Origin of the sequence: Streptomyces yaizuensis (assembly GCF_034961445.1) — a bacterium.
Taxonomy (GTDB): Bacteria; Actinomycetota; Actinomycetes; order Streptomycetales; family Streptomycetaceae; genus Streptomyces; species Streptomyces yaizuensis.
In genome coordinates, this window is the sequence record NZ_BSBI01000002.1 from 349,804 (window position 1) to 367,836 (window position 18,033).

Consider the following 18,033-nt stretch of genomic DNA (forward strand, 5'->3'; position numbering starts at 1 on the left):
TTCCCGCCGATCCCCTGCGGGGGCGACCCTGCACCCCCCACCCACGAAGCCAGCACAGGCGGACCGGTACCCCGAGCCGGGGGAAATGGGGTGCGGGACCCCGTACCGACACGGCCCGGCAGGGCGGAACCCCGGACGAGCGCCCCCCGCCCGCAGCGGCGCGGGCGGGCAGCGCAAGGGTGGCCGGGGCCCCGGGCGAGCGCATCCCGTCCGTACCGCCGCAGGCGGGCAGCGCGAGGGGTCAGGCTGAGGCGTCCAGGTGCTGGCCCCGCAGGCCCCGTGCCAGGTCGTCACGGCACTCCAGGACGATCCGCCGCAGCGCGGGCGCAGCCCCTTCGTGCCCGCCCAGCCACGCATCCGCCGCCGCCAGCGCGTCCTCCCCCTGGAGCGTGGGGAAGAGCCCGCCCACGACGTCCATCCCGATCTGGATGGAGCGCTCGTCCCACACCCGTTCGATCGCGGCGAAGTACCGCTCGGTGTACGGCGCCAGGAGTTCGCGCTGACCCTCCTGGACGAAGCCGGAGATCACCGCTCCGACGAGCGCGTTGGAGAGCGCGTCGGACTCGACGACGGACGCCCACGCCTCGTCCTTGACGGCCGCCGACGGCCGCGCCGCGAGCAGCCGGGCCTGGTGCCGCCGGCCGGCGGCGGTGTCGTCGCGGGCGAGTTCCGTGCTCACGGCGTCCTCGCCGGCGTGGCCGTGTGCCACGAGCGGCAGCAGCAGGGCCCACCGCAGCTCCTGGTCGACGTCGAGGCCGTCGATCTTCTCGGAGCCGTCGAGCAGCCCCGCGAGCAGCGACAGCTCCAGCGCGGAACCGGCCCGGGAGGCGAAGAACCGCGCCCAGGTCAGCTGGTGCTGGCTGCCGGGCTCGGCGGCCCGCAGTTCGGTGAGGGCGCCCTCGGCGAGCAGCCGTGCGCCCTCCTCGCGCCAGGCGGGGGCGGCGTAGTGGGCGAGGGCCGACGCGGCCTGGGCGTGCAGCATCTGGAGGACGCCGATGTCGCTCTCGCGGCCCGCGAACCGCAGCACGAGACCGATGAAGTCCCGCGCGGGCAGGAGGGCGTCCCGGGTGAGGTTCCACAGCGCGGACCAGGCCAGGGCCCGGGCCAGCGGGTCGGTGAGGTCGCCCAGGGAGGCGCGGAGGGTGTCCAGCGAGCCCGTGTCGAAGCGGATCTTGCAGTAGGTGAGGTCGTCGTCGTTGACGAGGACCAGCGCCGGGCAGTCCGCCCCGGCCAGCGCGTCGACCACGGTCCGCTCGCCGGTGACGTCGACCTCGGCGCGCGCGTACCGCACCAGCGCGGTGCCCTCGTGCCGGTAGAGCCCGACGGCGACCCGGTGGGGCCGGAGGGTGTCGCCGTCCTGGACGACGGCCAGTTCGGTGACCCTGCCTTCGGCGTCGCAGGTCAGGGAGGGGGTGAGGGAGTTGACCCCGGCGGTCTGGAGCCAGGAGCGGGACCAGGCGGCCATGTCCCGGCCGGAGGTCTCCTCCAGCACCGACAGCAGGTCGGCGAGGCGCGTGTTCCCGTACGCGTGCCGCTTGAAGTAGCGGCGGGCGCCCTCCAGGAAGGCGTCCTCACCGGCGTAGGCGACGAGCTGCTTGAGGACGGAGGCGCCCTTGGCGTAGGTGATGCCGTCGAAGTTGAGCTTGGCGTCCTGGAGGTCGCGGATGTCGGCGGTGACCGGGTGCGTGGACGGCAGCTGGTCGGCCCGGTACGCCCACGCCTTGCGGTTGTTGGCGAAGGTGATCCAGCCGTTGTCGAAGCGGGTCGCGCCGACCATCGCGTACGAGCCCATGAAGTCGGCGAAGGACTCCTTCAGCCACAGGTCGTCCCACCACACCATGGTGACGAGGTCGCCGAACCACATATGGGCCATCTCGTGCAGGATCACATTGGCCCGGCGCTCGTAGGACGCCTGGGTGACCCGGCCCCGGAAGACGAAGTCCTCGTGGAAGGTGACGCAGCCCGGGTTCTCCATCGCACCGATGTTGTACTCGGGGACAAAGGCCTGGTCGTACTTGCCGAAGGGGTACGGGAAGTCGAACCGGTCGTGGAAGAAGTCCAGTCCCTGCCGGGTGACGAGGAAGATGTCGTCGGCGTCGAAGTGCTTGGCGAGGCTCTTGCGGCACAGGGCGCCGAGCGGGATCTCGCGGACCGTGCCGTCCTCGTCGGTGCGCCGGTAGACGTCCGTCTCGTAGTGGTACGGGCCGGCGACGACGGCGGTGATGTACGTGGAGATCGGCAGGGTCTCGGCGAACCGCCAGACGCCGTCCTCGCCGCGCTCGCCCGCGCTGTTGTTCCAGACCTGCCAGCCCTCGGGCGCGGTCACCTCGAAGCGGAAGGGGGCCTTGAGGTCCGGCTGCTCGAAGTTGGCGAAGACCCTGCGGGCGTCGGCGGGCTCGTAGTGGGTGTAGAGGTAGACCTCGCCGTCCTCCGGGTCGACGAACCGGTGCATGCCTTCACCGGTTCGGCTGTACGCGCACTGCGCGTCCACGACCAGGACGTTCTCCTCGGCCAGGTCGGTCAGCGCGATCCGGGAGCCGTCGAAGACCTCCGCCGGGTCCAGCTCGCGGCCGTTCAGCGTCACCGCCGTGACCGAGGGCGCGATCAGATCGGCGAACGAGGTGGCGCCGGGCCGCGTCGAGCGGAAGCGGATCGTGGTCTGCGAGCGGAAGGTGCGGGGCCCGTCGCCGTCCGCCGCCTCGGGGGCGTCCCCCACGGCCGACCGCAGGTCGAGGGCGACCTCGTACCCGTCGACCGACAACAGCTCCGCCCGCAGGCGGGCCTCGTCGCGGGTCAGATTCTCTCCGGACACGGGCACTCCATCCATATCTCGTACAGCTGCGCGGTCGGTACCGCCCCAGCAGAAGCGACAAACGCCCCGATACTCCCATGGGAGTCCCGGAAAGGGCACCCACCCGGGAATCCGGGAATCGGCCCGTGACCGGTGCTGTTGTGGTGACCGACACAGCTGTCGGGCCCGGCCGTGGCCGGGTGATGAGGAGTGAGATGTCCGAGAACGGCAAGACCCCCGTTGACTTCTGGTTCGACCCGCTGTGCCCCTGGGCGTGGATGACCTCCCGCTGGGTCCTGGAGGTGGAGAAGGTCCGCGACATCGAGGTCCGCTGGCATGTGATGAGCCTCGCCGTGCTCAATGAGGACAAACTGGACGAGCTGCCGGAGGAGTACCGGGAGAAGCTCAAGGACGCCTGGGGCCCCGTCCGGGTGGTCGTGGCCGCCGCGCAGGAGCACGGCGAGGAGGTGCTGGGCTCCCTGTACACGGCGCTCGGGACCCGTATCCACAACCGGGACGAGGGCCCCACCCGGGAGGCGATCGCCGGGGCGCTCCAGGAGGTGGGCCTGCCGGCCGGGCTGATCGAGTACGCCGACCGGGACACGTACGACACCGAGCTGCGGGCCTCCCACGCGGAGGGCATCGACAAGGTCGGCCAGGAGGTGGGCACGCCCGTCATCGCGGTGCCGGGCGCCGACGGCGAGCAGATCGCGTTCTTCGGCCCGGTGGTCACGCCCGCGCCCACCGGCGAGGCGGCGGCGAAGCTGTGGGACGGCACGCTGCTGGTGGCCGCGACCCCCGGCTTCTACGAGATCAAGCGCACCCGGACGGCGGGCCCGGACTTCTCCAACCTGTCGGCCTGACCCCCCGTCCGCGCGGGTCACGGGCACAGAAAGGACCCCCGCGAGTCATGTCCTCGCGGGGGTCCTTCCCTCTGTCCGTCCGCCGTGAAGGGTGAGAAGACGATCACGAGCAGGACGACTGCGGGCCGCACGCCGCCGAAGCGGCGCGCGGCCCGTTGCTCACGGGGCGATCAGCGGCGTGCGCTCCTTCGCCTGCGCGTAGCGCTTGGCGACGTCCTGCCAGTTGACGACCTTCCACATGGCCTCGATGAAGTCCACCTTCTGGTTCTTGTACTGAAGGTAGAAGGCGTGCTCCCAGGCGTCGAAGACCAGGATCGGCACGGAGCCCTGGCCCACGTTGCCCTGGTGGTCGTAGACCTGCTCGACGATCAGCCGGCCGCTGACCGGCTCGTACGCCAGGACACCCCAGCCGGAGCCCTGGGTGGTGGCGGACGCCTTGGTCAGCTGCGCCTTGAACTTGGCGAACGAGCCGAACGACTCGGCGATGGCGCCGGCCAGCTCGCCCACGCCGTCCGTCTCCAGCGGCTCGCCGCCGCCGTCGCCGGTCATGTTGTGCCAGTAGATGCTGTGGAGGATGTGGCCGGAGAGGTGGAACGCGAGGTTCTTCTCCAGGCCGTTGATCGCCCCCCACTGGTCCTTGTCGCGGGCCTCCGCCAGCTGCTCCAGGGTGTCGTTGGCGCCCTTGACGTACGCGGCGTGGTGCTTGTCGTGGTGCAGCTCGACGATCTGCGGGTCGATGACCGGCTCAAGCTCGGTGTAGTCGTACGGCAGATCAGGAAGCGTGTAGATGGCCATGGTCCGGTCCCTCCGACTGCTTATTGCGCATCCTTCGCATGTGCACGTTAGCAGCAGGTGGGAACGGTTGGTGATCAGGCAATGGTCCTAGGCCCCCGGCCGGACCACCCCCCGCCGAAGGCCCCGGACCGGCTCCCGAGCAGCCCGCGCGGCGGGCCCCGGGAGGGTGTCCGGGACCCGCCGTGGCCAGGGATGCCGTCAGGTCGCGCGGGCCCGGTCGCGGGCCGCCGCGAGCCGCTGGAGGTGGTCGTCGTACGCCTTCGTGTAGAACTCCGCCCGCGCCGGGTCCGGTTCGACGACGGCCGTCGGCGCGGTCCACGCGGCCACGTCCAGCGCCACGCCCTGCCGGGCCGCCGACGCCAGCACCGCGCCCCGGGCCCCCACTTCGCCCTCGACGATCCGCAGCGGCCGGCCCAGCACCTCCGCGAAGAGCCGCATCCAGGCGGGGGAGCGCGTACCGCCGCCGCAGATCGCGAGCGATCCCGTCAGCCCCGCCGCCTCCAGGCAGTGCCGGGCGGCGAAGCCGATGCCCTCGCAGGTGGCCCGCACCAGATCGGCGGTGGTGGTCTCCAGCGACACCCCCGTCAGCTCGGCCCGCAGCCGGGGCTCCACGAAGGGGGCGCGTTCCCCGGAGGGCGCGAAGTAGGGGAGTACCCGCACCCCCCGGGAGCCGGGCGGGGTCGCGTCGAGGAGTCCGTCGACCTCGCTGTGGGAGACGCCCGTGGTGCGCAGCACCCAGTCGAGCGCGGCGGTGCCGACCATCGCGGGCATGGCCCGCAGCCAGTGCCCCGGCCGGTCGGTGGAGATGTGCAGCCCGGCGGGCTCCCCGGCGAGGTCGACCTCGCGGACCGAGACCAGGGACGCCAGACAGGTGCCGACGATGAGGAGCCCGTCGCCCGCCTCGGTGACCCCGGCGCCCAGCGCGCAGGCGGGCAGGTCGTAGGGGCCGCCGGTGACGGGGGTGCCCGCGAGCGGCGAGTCCGCGCCCAGGGTGCCGACCGCGATCGGGTCGCTGACCGGGGGCAGCAGCCCGCGCCGGTGGGCCAGGCCCAGTTCGCGGAGGACCTCGTCGTCGTAGGTCCGGGTCCGGGGGTCGAGGAACGGCATCGACGCGTCGGACACGTCCGTCGCCCGGATGCCCGTCAGCCGCTGGAACACCATGTCCTTGCAGTAGACGGCCGCCGCCGCCGTGTCCAGGACGGCCGGTTCGTGCTGGTCCAGCCAGGCGAGGACCGGTCCCGGGCAGCCGGGGAACATGGCGCTCCCGGACCGCCGGAAGACCCGTTCCACCACGCCCGCCGACTGCCAGGCGTCGACCAGTTCGCCCGCGCGCCCGTCCATCCAGGAGACCGCCGCCCGCACCGGCCGGCCCGACTCGTCCACCAGCCAGACCCCGTCGCCCTGGCCGGTCAGCCCGATCAGCGCGAAGGGGCCCTCGACCGCCGCCGCCAGCGCGGACAGCACCGCCGTCACCGCGCCGTACACCTCGTCCATGTCCTGTTCGGCCCGGCCGCTCTGGAGGGAGAGCGCGACCGGCCGCGACTCGACCCGCAGCACCTGCCCCCGCTCGTCGAAGGCGGCCGCCTTGACCATGGACGTCCCCGCGTCGATCCCGATGTATCTCGCCACTGTGAGCACTCCTCGCCGGATGAGAGGGGCGGCCCCGTCGTTGCTGGCCGGTCCCGCGTGGTCGTACGGGTTACGAGTCCGGGGGCTCCCGGGGCGTCAGTCCAGGGCGTGGGCCGGTTCCTCGCCGCGCGCGTACCGGCCGACCTCGGCGGCGGCGATCGCGGCCGCCTTGTGGGCCACCGCCCGGGACGCGCCGGCGATATGCGGGGTGAGCACCAGACGCGGCGTCGACAGCAGCCGCGAACCCGCCGGAATGGGCTCCTCCGCGTAGGTGTCGAGGGCCGCCGCCGACAGCTGCCCGCTGTCCAGCGCGTCACAGAGCGCGTCCGTGTCCAGCAGCCCGCCGCGCGCCGCGTTCACGACCACCGCCCCGCGCGGCAGCAGCGCCAGCTCGTGCGCCCCGATCATCCCCGCGTTCTCCGGCGTGAGCCGGGCGTGCAGCGTCAGCACCCGCGACCGGGTCAGCAGGGCCTCCAGCGACTTCGCCCGCATCCCGTGCACATCGCCGCGCACAAACGGGTCGTACACCTCCACCTCCGCGCCGAACGCGCTCAGCACCCGCGCCACCCGGCTGCCGACGGCCCCGTACCCGACCAGCCCCACCGGGGTGTCCTCCAGCTCCAGGCCGGCGTGCTCGTACGTGTAGTACGAGCCGTCCCAGTCGCCCTCCAGCGCCAGCGAGAGGTGGGCCTCCGGGATCCGCCGCAGCGCCGACAGGATCAGCCCGACGGTGAACTCGGCCGTGGACGCGGCGTTGCGGCCCGGCGCGTAACACACCCGTACGCCCCGGGCGCGCGCGGCCGCCGCGTTGACGTTGACCGGCCCGCCCCGGCAGACCGCGATCAGCCGCAGCGCCGGGGACGCGTCGAGAACCCGCTCGGTGAAGGGGGCCATCTGGGTGACGCACACCTCCACCCCGTCCAGCGCCTTGATCAGCTCGTCCTCGGCGTCACTCGCCTCGGCCACCTCGCCCACCGGCCCGAAGGGGGTGAGCGGCCACGGCAGTGTCAGCTCGGTCAGCTCCAGCGGGACACCGGGCAGCGCGCGGTGCAGCGCGGCCGAGATCAGGGAGTTGCGGACGAAATGGTCGCCGGCGGCCAGGACTTTCATAGGGTTCCTCCGCGTCGTCGTTGTCCCCGCGCGGGGCCGCGCGGCGGGCCACTCCCTCATCCGCCGCCCGGTCCCGGCCCGAGGCCTGTCACTCCTGGTGGTACGCGATCCTCCCCGGCCCGCGCGGCCCCGGACGGGCGACGCGCGGCCATGGCGCACGGCACCCCGGGGAAGGAGGAGCGCAGCGGATCGTCGTCGTGGCCGGGCCCCTGAACGAGGAGACAGGGGACATACCCGGTGTGCGCCTGCTGTCGGGCGACGGGTCCGCGCATGGCACCTGAGCTTGAGACAGGGACCCGGGAGCGTCAATCCTCCGTGCAGGGGGTTTCTCCCGGGACGGCGTGAGAACGTCTGAGAGGAACACCCGACCACCGGGAGGGAACCGCCATGTGGATGGGCATCGACCTGGGCACCCAGAGCGTGCGCGCCCTGCTCGCCGCCGCCGACGGCACCATCACCGGCGGCGGATCCGCGCCCCTCGCCGGCCGGCGGGCCGGCCCGCGCCACGAACAGTCGCCCGCCGACTGGTGGACGGCCGTCCGTACCGCCGTCCGCCAGGCCCTCGACGGCGGGGAACGGCCCCGTGCCGTCGCCGTCTGCTCCACCTCCGGCACCGTCCTCCTCGCCGACGACGACGGCCGCCCCCGCACCCCCGCCGTGATGTACGACGACGGCCGCGCACCCGGCCGGGGCCCCGGCCGCGCCCTGCTGCTCCAGCGGGAGTACGGACATGGCCGGATCCTGCACCAGGCCGACCTGATCACCGCCCGGCTCGCGGGCCGGGTCCTGCCGACCGATTCCAGCCATGCCCTCAAGACCGGATACGACCCCGAACGCGGCGCCTGGAGCGACCCGTCGGTCCCCGGACTGCCCGCCGTGGTGCGCCCCGGGACCCTCATCGGCGAGGTGGACCGGGCCGCCGCCGAGGAGACCGGCCTCCCCGCCGGCACGCCGATCGTCGCCGGGATGACCGACGGCTGCGCCGCCCAGATCGCCTCCGGCGCGCTCGCCGTCGGCTCCTGGAACTCCGTCCTCGGCACCACCCTCGTCCTCAAGGGCGTCACCACCGCCCCGCCGCGCGACCCCGACGGCGTCGTGTACAGCCATCTCTCACCGGACGGCCACTGGCTCCCCGGCGGCGCGTCCAACACCGGCGGCGGGGCGCTGACCGCCGCCTTCCCCGGCGCCGACCCCGCCGCCCTGGACGAGGGGGCCCGCGCCCACGAACCGGCGGGGGCGGTGGCCTACCCCCTCGGCGGCCGGGGCGAACGCTTCCCCTTCGCCGCGCCGGACGCCACCGCCTTCCTCCTGGGCACCCCCGCCTCCGCCGCCGACCACTGGGCCGCCCTCCTCCAGGGCGTCGCCTTCGTGGAACGCCTCTGCCTGGACCACCTCGACCTCATCGGCGCCGCCGCCGACGGGCCGCTCACCTTCACCGGCGGAGCGGTCCGCAGCGCCTACTGGACCCGGCTGCGCGCCGAGGTGCTGGGCCGGGAGGTCCGTATCCCGGCCGTCAGCGAACCCGCCCTCGGCATGGCCGTCCTCGCCGCCCTGGGCACCGGCGCCGCGCCCACGCTCGCCGAGGCGGCGGCGCGTATGGTCCGGATCCGGGAGACCGTCCGCCCCGAGGGCCACGGCCGGTTCACCGAGCCCTACCTCACCCTGGTGGACGAGTTGGAACGCCGCGCCTGGCTGCCCGCCCCGACCGCCGCCCACGCGCGGACCCGCGCCGACTCCCAGGTGTATCGATCATGACCGCCACCCTGCTGCTGGCCCGGCACGGCCAGACCGTCTGGCACGCCGAGAACCGCTACGCCGGGATCAGCGACGTCGCCCTCACCCCGGAGGGCCGCGCCCAGGCCGGCCGGCTCGCCGCGTGGGCCGTGCGCCAGGCCCCGCCGCCGGACGCGGTCTGGACGTCCACGGTCTCCCGCGCCATCGAGACCGCCGCCCCCGTCTGCGCCGCCCTCGGCCTCACCCCGCACCGCGACCACGAGCTGCGCGAGTGCGACTTCGGCACGGTGGAGGGCCGCACCCTCGCGGAGTACGCGGCCGAGTCCCCCGAGGGCGCCGCCGCCTTCACCCGCGACCCGGCCGCCCACCCCTTCCCGGGCGCGGAGGACCCCCGCGCCGCCGCCGCCCGGGGCGCCGCCGCCCTGACCCGTATCGCCGCCGCCCACGACGGCGAACGGGTCCTGGTCGTCGCCCACAACACCCTGCTCCGGCTGGTCCTGTGCGAACTCCTCGGCATCCCGCTCGCCGAGTACCGCCGCGTCTTCCCCCGCCTGCGCAACGCGGCCGTCTCCGAACTCCGCCTCACCCCCGCCCCGACCCCACCGGGCCGCCCCACCACGGCGCTGCTCTCCCTCAACCTCCCGGCGGACGCAACTCCCGCCACCGGATGATCTTGCGCATGACGGAATCCCGCCCCTGACAGGCACAGGGGGCAAGGGGTGGGGACGGTACGGCTCAGAGGCGCGCTCCCGGCGGCGGTCCTGCCGGCCCCGGCAGTCCTCAGGCGTCCTTCGCGGGCGCCGCGGCCGCGCGGCCCGCCGCCAGGCGCTGGCGGGCGTACCCCACCAGGCAGAGCGTCAGCGTCAGCGCGCCCGAGTAGTAGAGCTGGGTCCGCGTCTCCGGCTCGCGGGCCATCAGGACGAAGACCGTCACCATGGCGGCCAGCGCCACGTACGTCAGCCCGGGGTACCGCCACATCCGCACCACCAGCCGCTCGGGCGCCTCCCGCTCCGTGCGGCGGCGCAGGATCAGCTGTGAGACGGCGACGAAGAACCAGACGACCAGGATGACCGCGCCGATCATGTTCAGCAGCCACATGAAGACGTCGTCCGGCCGCCAGTAGCTGAGCAGCACACAGAGGAAGCCGAAGGCGGAGGAGACCACCACCGCCACCCAGGGCACCCCGTTGCGGGTGCGCCCCAGCACCGCCGGGCCCTGTCCCCGGGCGACCAGGGAGCGGGACATCCGGGAGGCCGAGTAGATGTTGGCGTTCATCGCGGACAGCAGGGCCACGAAGATGACCACGTTCATGATCTCGCCGGCCGCCGGGATGCCCAGATGGTCCAGGGTGGCGACGTACGGGCCCTGCTCGACGACATCGGGGTCGTTCCACGGGACCAGCGCGACGACGACGGCCATCGAGCCGATGTAGAAGATCGCGATCCGCCACATCGCGGTGCGCACCGCGCGGGCCACCCCCTGCACCGGGTGCTCGGACTCGGCGGCGGCGATCGTCACCGTCTCCAGGCCGCCGTACGCGAAGAGCGAGGCGAGCAGGCCGAAGATCAGCCCCTCGGTGCCGTTCGGGAGGAAGCCGCCCTCGCCGGTGAGATTGGTGAGACCGGGGGCGTCCGTGTCCGGCAGCACCCCGGTGATCGCGAGCAGCCCGATCCCCAGGAAGGCGACGATCGCGAGGATCTTCAGCGCGGCGAACCAGAACTCGAACTCGCCGAAGTTCTTCACGGCCGCCAGATTGGCCGTGGTGAAGACCGCCGTGAAGATCGCGACCCACATCCACTCGGGCGTCCCCGGCAGCCACCCCGACATGATCTTCGCCGCGCCGATCCCCTCCAGGCCGACCACGACGCAGAGCAGGAACCAGAAGATCCACCCGGTGGCGAAGCCGGCCCAGGGGCCGATGGCCCGCTCCGCGTGGACGGAGAAGGTGCCCGACGCCGGGTTCGCCGCCGACATCTCGCCGAGCATCCGCATCACCAGCATGACCAGCAGGCCGGAGATCGTGTACGCGATGATGATCGAGGGACCCGCCTGGGCGATGCCGGCGCCGGACCCGACGAAGAGCCCGGCGCCGATGACGCCACCGAGGGCGATCATCGACAGATGGCGCTGTTTCAGGCCGTGCGAGAGGCCCGGCGCGCCGGAGCCGCCGTCGGCGGGGAGCCCGACCGGCGGGGGCGCGGAAGTCTTGGACATGGGGTGCCCTGTTCGTCTGGCGGAGGGTGAGCGGGTGGCTCCAACTGAGCATGAGCGCTGATCCCAGGGCAACGGATGTCCATGAAACGATCACAAGCGTTACCCGAAGTACACCACCGGTAACGAAGCCAAGGCGGTCGGCGCCCCCAGCAGAGTTTGTGAGAACTCTACAGGCCTGCCGAAGGGCGATCCCGTGACGGACGTCACCTCGCCGGACGCATGATCCGCGACGTTTGTGCGATCTCCATGAACACCCCGCCCCGGCCTTTGTCCCTGGCGCGATGGTGCGCCCCCGGGCCCCGGGGCTACGGTCGCTGTGTCCTCCATGGATGTACACCGCATGCGCCTTGCTCGCCCCCGCGCCGCGGTACATCCCTGACCTGCCCCCTCGCCGCCGCGGAGTCCTCGATGAGCACTGCCACTGTCCTCTCCCGCCCGGGCGCGGTCCTCGCCGACCTGCTCCCCGCGTCCCGCACCCGCGACCTCGCCCTGGTCGCCGGCGGCGCGCTCCTCACCGGCCTCGCCGCCCAGATCGCGGTCCCCGTGCCCGGCTCCCCGGTCCCGGTCTCCGGCCAGACCTTCGCCGCGCTCCTGGTGGGCACCGCCCTCGGGGCCCGCCGCGGCTTCCTCTCCCTCGCGCTCTACGCCCTCGCCGGCATGGCGGGCATGCCGTGGTTCGCGGAGGGAACCTCCGGCTGGGGGATGCCGTCCTTCGGCTACATCCTCGGCATGCTGCTGGCCTCCACCGCCGTCGGCGCGCTGGCCCGCCGCGGGGCCGACCGCTCCGTCTGGCGGACGGCGGGCGCGATGGCGCTGGGCTCCGCGATCATCTACGCGGTCGGCGTCCCCTATCTGGCCCTCGCCACCGGGATGACGTTCTCCCAGGCCGTGGCCGCGGGCCTCACCCCGTTCCTGATCGGGGACGCGGTCAAGGCCGCGCTGGCGATGGGCCTCCTGCCCACCGCCTGGAAGCTGGCCGGCCGCAAGGGCTGACCCGCCACCGGCGACCGAGGTGACACGAGGGGGCCGCGCCCGGACGGGTGCGGCCCCCTCTCCCGTACGCACCGGAGGGCTCCGTACGCACCGGAGGTCTGCGGCGTCTCCCGCGTACGTACCGGGGGCTACCGCGTCCTCGGCGCCCGCCGCGCCCGCGCCCGTTCCCGTACCACCGCGATCGTCACCACCACGCCCGCCACCAGCAGTGACAGCAGCACCTGCTCCCGCGCGGCGTCGTCGAAGACCATATAGACGAGAACGAAGACGATCATGCCGATCGTCGCCCGGGTCAGCCAGGGGAAGAGCCACATCCGCACCACCAGCCGCTCGGGCGCCTCCCGCTCCGTGATCCCGCGCATCCGCAGCTGCGTACAGCAGATCACCAGCCAGACGAAGAGGGCGACCGCGCCGGAGGAGTTGAGGAGGAAGGCGAAGACCGTGTCCGGCCAGCGGTAGTTGAAGAAGACGGCGACGAAGCCGAAGAGCACCGACGCCAGGATCGCCGCCCGGGGCACCCCGCGCCCGTCCGTCCGGGCGAAGGCCCCCGGCGCGTCGCCCCTGCGGCCCAGCGAGAAGGCCATCCGGGACGCCGTGTAGAGCCCCGAGTTCAGACAGGAGAGCACGGCCGTCAGGACCACCACGTTCATGATCTGGCCGGCGTGCGGGATGCCGATGGATTCGAGCGCGGCCACATAGGAGCCGTCCTCGGTGATCGCGGGGTCGTTCCACGGCAGCAGGAGGAGCACCACGAGGATCGAGCCCAGATAGAAGACCGCGATCCGCCAGATCACGCTGTTGGTCGCCCGGGTCACCGCCCGCTGCGGATCCGGCGACTCGCCCGCCGCCAGCGTCACGATCTCGCTCCCCATGAAGGAGAAGACCACCATCAGCACCCCGGTGAGGATCGCGCCGTACCCCTCGGGGAAGAAGCCGCCGGTGTCGGTGAGGTGGGCGAACCCGGCCCCCGGGTTGTCGGAGCCCGGCAGCAGCCCGAAGGCGGCGAGCAGACCGATCGCGATGAAGGCGGCGATCGCCACCACCTTCACCCCGGCGAACCAGAACTCGAACTCTCCGAAAGATCCCACCGAGACCAGATTCGTCCCGGTCAGGACCACCATCACGATCAGCGCCCAGGCCCACTGCGGCACCGCCGGGATCCAGCCCTCCAGGATCACCGCGCCCGCCGTCGCCTCCACCGCGAGGACGACGACCCAGAAGAACCAGTAGAGCCAGCCGATCGAGAAACCGGCCCAGCGGCCCAGCGCCCGGTCCGCGTACTCGGAGAACGAACCCGACGCCGGATGGGCCGCCGCCATCTCGCCCAGCATCCGCATCACCAGGACGACCATCACGCCGACCAGCGCGTACGAGATCAGAATGGCGGGCCCGGCGGCCCGGATACCGGACGCGGAGCCCACGAAGAGCCCCGCGCCGATCACCCCGCCGATCGCGATCATGGAGAGATGGCGGTTCTTCAGCCCGGCCCGCAGATGATCACCGCTCGGCCCGTCCGGCTGCGGCTTGCCGGGTTCATCGGGCTGCCCGCCTTCCTTCGACAGGGTGTCCTGGGATGTCATGGGGGATTCCTTAGGTCGGGAACGGCGCTGTTCGCGAAGGAGGTTTCGAAAAGGGTCTCGGCCGGGGCCCGCGGGGGCCCGACCCCGCTGACTGATACCCGGCCGCTCCCGTGCCACACTCGGAACATGCGTGTGTACCTCGGTTCCGACCATGCCGGCTATGAACTCAAGAACCACCTCGTCGAATGGCTGACGGCCCACGGCCACGAGCCCGTCGACTGCGGTCCCCACATCTACGACGCCCAGGACGACTACCCGCCGTTCTGCCTCCGCGCGGCCGAGCGGACCGCCGCCGACCCGGAGAGCCTCGGCATCGTGATCGGCGGCTCCGGCAACGGCGAGCAGATCGCCGCCAACAAGGTCAAGGGCGTACGCGCGGCGCTGGCCTGGAGCGAGCAGACGGCGGCCCTCGGCCGTGAGCACAACAACGCCAACGTCATCGCCGTCGGCGGCCGGATGCACACCCTGGAGGAGTCCACGAAGTTCGTGGAGATCTTCCTGAACACGCCGTACTCGGGCGAGGAGCGGCACACCCGCCGCATCGAGATGCTCACCGCGTACGAGAACACCGGCGAGCTGCCCCCGATCCCGGCCCACCACCCCCAGGGCTGATCCCCCGTCCGTGTGCGGGGCCGCCCTCGCGGCCCCGCCCCGAATGCGACCCGGCCCGATCGGAGACGACCCGGCCGACCCGTTTCCTGGAGCCGCCGCCGTGCCCGAAGGGCATACGATCCACCGCCTCGCCGAGGACCACCGCGCCCGCTTCCTGGAACATCCGGTGCGGGTCAGCAGTCCCCAGGGCAAGTTCTTCGACTCCGCCGCCCTCCTCGACGGTCAGGTCATGACCGGGGCCGAGGCCCACGGCAAACACCTCTTCCTCGGCTTCGGCGCCCTCGGCTGGGTCCATGTCCACCTCGGACTCTTCGGCAAGGTGGACTTCGGTCCCACCCCCGCGCCGCCGCCCACCGCCACCGTACGGATGCGGATCACCGGCCCCGGCGCCCATGTCGATCTGCGCGGGCCCACCACCTGCGCCCTGATCACCGACGGCGAGAAGGCCGCGATCCACGACCGGCTGGGACCCGACCCGCTGCGCCCGGACGACGACCCCGAGCGCGCCCGGGAGCGGATAGCGCGCTCCCGCACCACGATCGCCGCCCTGCTGCTCGACCAGAAGATCATCGCGGGCGTGGGCAACGTCTACCGCGCCGAGGTGCTGTTCCGGCAGGGCATCGACCCGTACCGCGCGGGCCGGGACGTCACCCGTGCCGAGTGGGACGCGATCTGGGCGGATCTCGTGGAGCTGATGCGCGAGGGCGTACGGAACAACCGCATCGACACCGTCCGGCCGGCGCACCTGCCCGAGGCGATGGGCCGCCCGCCGCGCGTGGACGACCACGGCGGCGAGGTGTACGTGTACCGGCGCACGCTCCAGCCGTGCCACATCTGCGGCAGCGAGGTGCGGACGGCGGAGCTGGCGGCCCGCAACCTCTTCTGGTGCCCGGAGTGCCAGCGCCGCTGAGGCACCCGGCGATGTACGGGAACCCGCGGTGCCCGAGGTCCGGGGCGCCGTCACCGTCGGGCGGGCCGCGCGTGTCCTGCTCCGCCGGACCGGTGTCCCGGCCGGGCCCGGGGCCGCCCGCGACCTCCCGGGCGGCCCCGGCTGACGGCGGCGGGCCCGTCAGAACATGTGCGGCCCCCACGGCGCCGCGCCGCTCGTGAACGCCGCGTCCGCGTCGGCGAGGGCGCCCTCGCGCAGCTCGCGCACCCGGCCCGCCGCCGCGAGCGTGCCCAGCCGGGTCCCGCCGAGATAGGCGGCGGCCAGCTCGCGGACGGACAGCGACAGATCGGCGGCGTCCCGCGTCGGTGCGCAGGCCGCCCCTTTGGTGTCGCCGCTGAGCCGCCAGCGGCCCGTGTTCCAGGGGCAGAACGGGTCCGACACCTCCAGCACCACGTCCACGGGGGTGGCGTAGGAGCGCGCCGCCAGCGCGGCGCCCACATCCACCAGCCGCACATGGAGCGAGTCGACGACCCGGACCCGGCAGCGCCGGATGTCGGAGACCAACAGCTGCCACGGGTCGTCCACCGGGCGGTTCTCCATCTGTACGGTCGAGGTGAGGTCGATGCCCCACAGGTGCCGCAGCAGCGCCGCGTACGACGCCGGGTCGTGGGCGAACAGGTCCCGCACCTCCACCCGGCCCTGGGGCACCGAGTCGGTCCAGTCCGCGCGGGTCCGGTAGCGGACGCAGCCGGTGACCCGCCCGTCCCGTTCGGCCACGACGCTCAGCAGCTCGGAGGCGCCGGCGCGGTCCTCGACCGGGTCCACGGCGCCGAGCCGGTCCCAGTGGGGGAGCCGGGCGATCATCCCGGGCCGGGCCGGGACCTGCGCGGCGTAGACCTCCTCGAAGGCCGCGAGCGCGGCGCCGGCGTCCCGGACCCGGCGGATCCGCACCGCGTCGGTGCCCTCGGGCAGGGTCAGCCCCACCCGGTCCGTGTCGATCTCCGCCCGGATCAGATGGCTCGCGGTGTCGTAGCCGAACCGGCCGTAGATGCCGGGCTCGGACGCGTACAGCGCCGCCACCGGTTCGCCCCACGCGCGGACGTCGTCGAGCTGGCGGCGCATCATCGAGGTGAGGATGCCGCGCCGGCGGTGGGTCGAGGCGACGCCGACCATCGTGACGCCCGCCGCGCGCACGAGTCCGCCGCCGGGCACGGTGATCGAGAAGGGGAAGGAACTCGCGCTGCCCACCGGCTCCGTGCCGTCCCAGACGGCGAGGGAGCGGTCGACGTGGGTCACCTCCCGGTACAGATCCCGCTTCGCGGCGGGCATCGCACCGCCGCCGAAGGCCAGCCCCAGAGCCTCGAACCACTCGTTCCACTCGGAGGGTCGAAGCACGCGCATCTCAGTGGTCATATTCCATCCCTACCAGCACAAGGGGTGTCCTGCCGAACAGGATTTCGGCCCCTCCGGCGGTGAGGGGACGGTTCGTCAGAAGGTGTACGCAAGCCACGGGGGAGTCCCGCCGCCGAACGCGGTGGAGAGGCAGGCGAGGGCCGTGCCGCCGGAGACCTCCCGGACCAGCCCGGCCCCCGCGAGTTCCCGCAGCGGCGTCCCGCCGAGATAGGCGGCGGCCAGCTCGCGGACGGACAGCGACACATCGGCGGCATCCCGCGTCGGCGCGCACACCGCGCCCCCGCTGTCGCCGCTGAGCCGCCAGCGGCCCGTGTTCCAGGGGCAGAAGGGGTCCGTCACCTCCAGTACGGCGTCCACCGGGACCCGGTAGGTCCGGGCGGCGAGGGCGGCGCCCACGTCCACCAGCCGCAGATGCAGCCCGTCCCGGAGCCGGGGGGACAGCCGGCGCGGGTCGGCCACCAGATGGAGCAGCGGCTCGTCGGGCGGCCGGTTGAAGGCCTGCACCGTCGTTGTCAGGTCGATCCCGAGGACGAAGTGCCACAGCGCACCGACCGACGCGGGGTCCAGCGCCTCCAGTTCCCGCAGGACCACGGTGCCGGTGGGGCCCGTGTGCTGCCACTCCGGGCGGACGTGGAAGAGGGCGTGGCCGGTGACCGCGCCGTCCCGTTCGGCGAGCACGCAGCGAAGCTCCGAGCCGCCGCCGCGTTCGGTGGCCGGATCGTGCAGCGGCCAGGGCTCCCAGGCGGCGGGCCGCAGGGTGGCCCCGGGGCGCCGGGGGGCGAGCCGGTCGCGGACGGCCGCGCACGCGGGGGCCGCCGCGGCCGGGTCCGCCGGCCGCAGCCGGATCCCGGCCCCGCCGGGCGGGGCGGTGAGCCCGGCCCGCGCGGTGTCGATCTCCAGGGAGAGCTGGCGGCTCGCGATCCCGTACCCGTACCGGCCGTAGATCGCGGGCTCGGACGCGGTGAGGGCGGCGAGCGGTTCACCCCGCTCCCGGATGTCGTCGAGCTGGCGGCGCATGAGCGCGGTGAGCAGTCCGCGCCGCCGGTGGGTGGGGAGCACGCCGATCATGCTCACGGCGGCGGTGGGCACGAAACCGGCGCCCGGCTCCGTACCGCCGCCGGCCGTCCCCTCCCGCGCACCTTCCCGCGCGGTCCCCGGCACCGCCATCCGGAAGGAGTAGGAGAGGGCGGTGGCGACGCACTCCCCGCCGTCCCATATCCCGAGCGCCCGGTCGTACTCCGCCACGGCCGCCCGCAGGGCCCGCCGTTCGGGTGGCACCGGCGCCCCTCCGTACGCCAGGCGCAGGGCCTCGTACCAGGGCTCCCAGTCCTGCGGGGCGAGCGGACGCAGATCGCTTGTCATATGCCATGGCTACCAGTCGATACGTCGATACAGCGATCCCTTTTTGAA

The 18,033-nt window shown here is 73.3% G+C and carries 14 protein-coding genes; 6 read left to right on the forward strand and 8 right to left on the reverse strand.

The features are described 5' to 3' along the window. Positions 1-241: 241 nt before the first annotated feature. Positions 242-2,812, reverse strand: a complete 2,571-nt coding sequence (pepN, locus tag SYYSPA8_RS05360) for an aminopeptidase N (RefSeq protein WP_323445777.1) — start codon at positions 2,810-2,812, stop codon at positions 242-244. Between the two features lie 194 nt (positions 2,813-3,006). Between pepN and SYYSPA8_RS05365 the strand changes: the two genes are divergently transcribed. After that, the gene (locus tag SYYSPA8_RS05365) at positions 3,007-3,654 is read left to right on the forward strand and encodes a mycothiol-dependent nitroreductase Rv2466c family protein (RefSeq protein WP_323445778.1); all 648 of its coding nucleotides are present in this window, start codon (positions 3,007-3,009) and stop codon (positions 3,652-3,654) included. Between the two features lie 159 nt (positions 3,655-3,813). Here SYYSPA8_RS05365 and SYYSPA8_RS05370 read toward each other — a convergent pair whose 3' ends face one another. The 3 genes from SYYSPA8_RS05370 to SYYSPA8_RS05380 all read right to left on the reverse strand — a co-directional run bounded on the left by SYYSPA8_RS05370 (position 3,814) and on the right by SYYSPA8_RS05380 (position 7,188). After that, positions 3,814-4,449, reverse strand: a complete 636-nt coding sequence (locus SYYSPA8_RS05370; protein ID WP_323445779.1) for a superoxide dismutase — start codon at positions 4,447-4,449, stop codon at positions 3,814-3,816. A 198-nt stretch (positions 4,450-4,647) separates the two neighbouring features. Beyond that, the gene (locus SYYSPA8_RS05375; RefSeq protein WP_323445780.1) at positions 4,648-6,078 is read right to left on the reverse strand and encodes an FGGY-family carbohydrate kinase; all 1,431 of its coding nucleotides are present in this window, start codon (positions 6,076-6,078) and stop codon (positions 4,648-4,650) included. Positions 6,079-6,174: 96 nt separating this feature from the next. Then, the gene (locus SYYSPA8_RS05380) at positions 6,175-7,188 is read right to left on the reverse strand and encodes an NAD(P)-dependent oxidoreductase (RefSeq protein ID WP_323445781.1); all 1,014 of its coding nucleotides are present in this window, start codon (positions 7,186-7,188) and stop codon (positions 6,175-6,177) included. A 387-nt stretch (positions 7,189-7,575) separates the two neighbouring features. Between SYYSPA8_RS05380 and SYYSPA8_RS05385 the strand changes: the two genes are divergently transcribed. Continuing rightward, positions 7,576-8,943 carry an FGGY-family carbohydrate kinase gene (locus SYYSPA8_RS05385; protein ID WP_323445782.1) on the forward strand — a complete coding sequence of 456 codons (1,368 nt, stop codon included), beginning with the start codon at positions 7,576-7,578 and terminating at the stop codon, positions 8,941-8,943. Next, positions 8,940-9,593: a histidine phosphatase family protein gene (locus SYYSPA8_RS05390; RefSeq protein ID WP_323445783.1), complete on the forward strand. Its 654-nt coding sequence runs from the start codon at positions 8,940-8,942 to the stop codon at positions 9,591-9,593. Before SYYSPA8_RS05385 ends, SYYSPA8_RS05390 begins: the two co-directional genes overlap by 4 nt. Positions 9,594-9,702: 109 nt before the next feature. Here the strand turns inward: SYYSPA8_RS05390 and SYYSPA8_RS05395 are convergent, their stop codons facing one another. Beyond that, positions 9,703-11,136: an amino acid permease gene (locus SYYSPA8_RS05395; protein WP_323445784.1), complete on the reverse strand. Its 1,434-nt coding sequence runs from the start codon at positions 11,134-11,136 to the stop codon at positions 9,703-9,705. A gap of 408 nt (positions 11,137-11,544) precedes the next feature. On the opposite strand from SYYSPA8_RS05395, the gene SYYSPA8_RS05400 reads away from it, so the two are divergent. Beyond that, positions 11,545-12,129 carry a biotin transporter BioY gene (locus SYYSPA8_RS05400; protein ID WP_323445785.1) on the forward strand — a complete coding sequence of 195 codons (585 nt, stop codon included), beginning with the start codon at positions 11,545-11,547 and terminating at the stop codon, positions 12,127-12,129. Between the two features lie 128 nt (positions 12,130-12,257). Here SYYSPA8_RS05400 and SYYSPA8_RS05405 read toward each other — a convergent pair whose 3' ends face one another. Further along, positions 12,258-13,709, reverse strand: a complete 1,452-nt coding sequence (locus SYYSPA8_RS05405; RefSeq protein WP_323445786.1) for an amino acid permease — start codon at positions 13,707-13,709, stop codon at positions 12,258-12,260. Between the two features lie 126 nt (positions 13,710-13,835). On the opposite strand from SYYSPA8_RS05405, the gene SYYSPA8_RS05410 reads away from it, so the two are divergent. Together SYYSPA8_RS05410 and SYYSPA8_RS05415 are read left to right on the forward strand one after the other, a co-directional pair. Beyond that, a complete protein-coding gene (locus tag SYYSPA8_RS05410; RefSeq protein WP_323445787.1) occupies positions 13,836-14,321 on the forward strand; it encodes a ribose-5-phosphate isomerase in 486 nt (161 codons plus the stop codon). Between the two features lie 100 nt (positions 14,322-14,421). Beyond that, the gene (locus tag SYYSPA8_RS05415) at positions 14,422-15,231 is read left to right on the forward strand and encodes an Fpg/Nei family DNA glycosylase (protein ID WP_323445788.1); all 810 of its coding nucleotides are present in this window, start codon (positions 14,422-14,424) and stop codon (positions 15,229-15,231) included. Between the two features lie 159 nt (positions 15,232-15,390). Here the strand turns inward: SYYSPA8_RS05415 and SYYSPA8_RS05420 are convergent, their stop codons facing one another. Then, a complete protein-coding gene (locus SYYSPA8_RS05420; RefSeq protein WP_323445789.1) occupies positions 15,391-16,623 on the reverse strand; it encodes a GNAT family N-acetyltransferase in 1,233 nt (410 codons plus the stop codon). Positions 16,624-16,698: 75 nt separating this feature from the next. Beyond that, positions 16,699-17,985, reverse strand: a complete 1,287-nt coding sequence (locus tag SYYSPA8_RS05425) for a GNAT family N-acetyltransferase (RefSeq protein WP_323445790.1) — start codon at positions 17,983-17,985, stop codon at positions 16,699-16,701. Positions 17,986-18,033 lie beyond the last annotated feature (48 nt).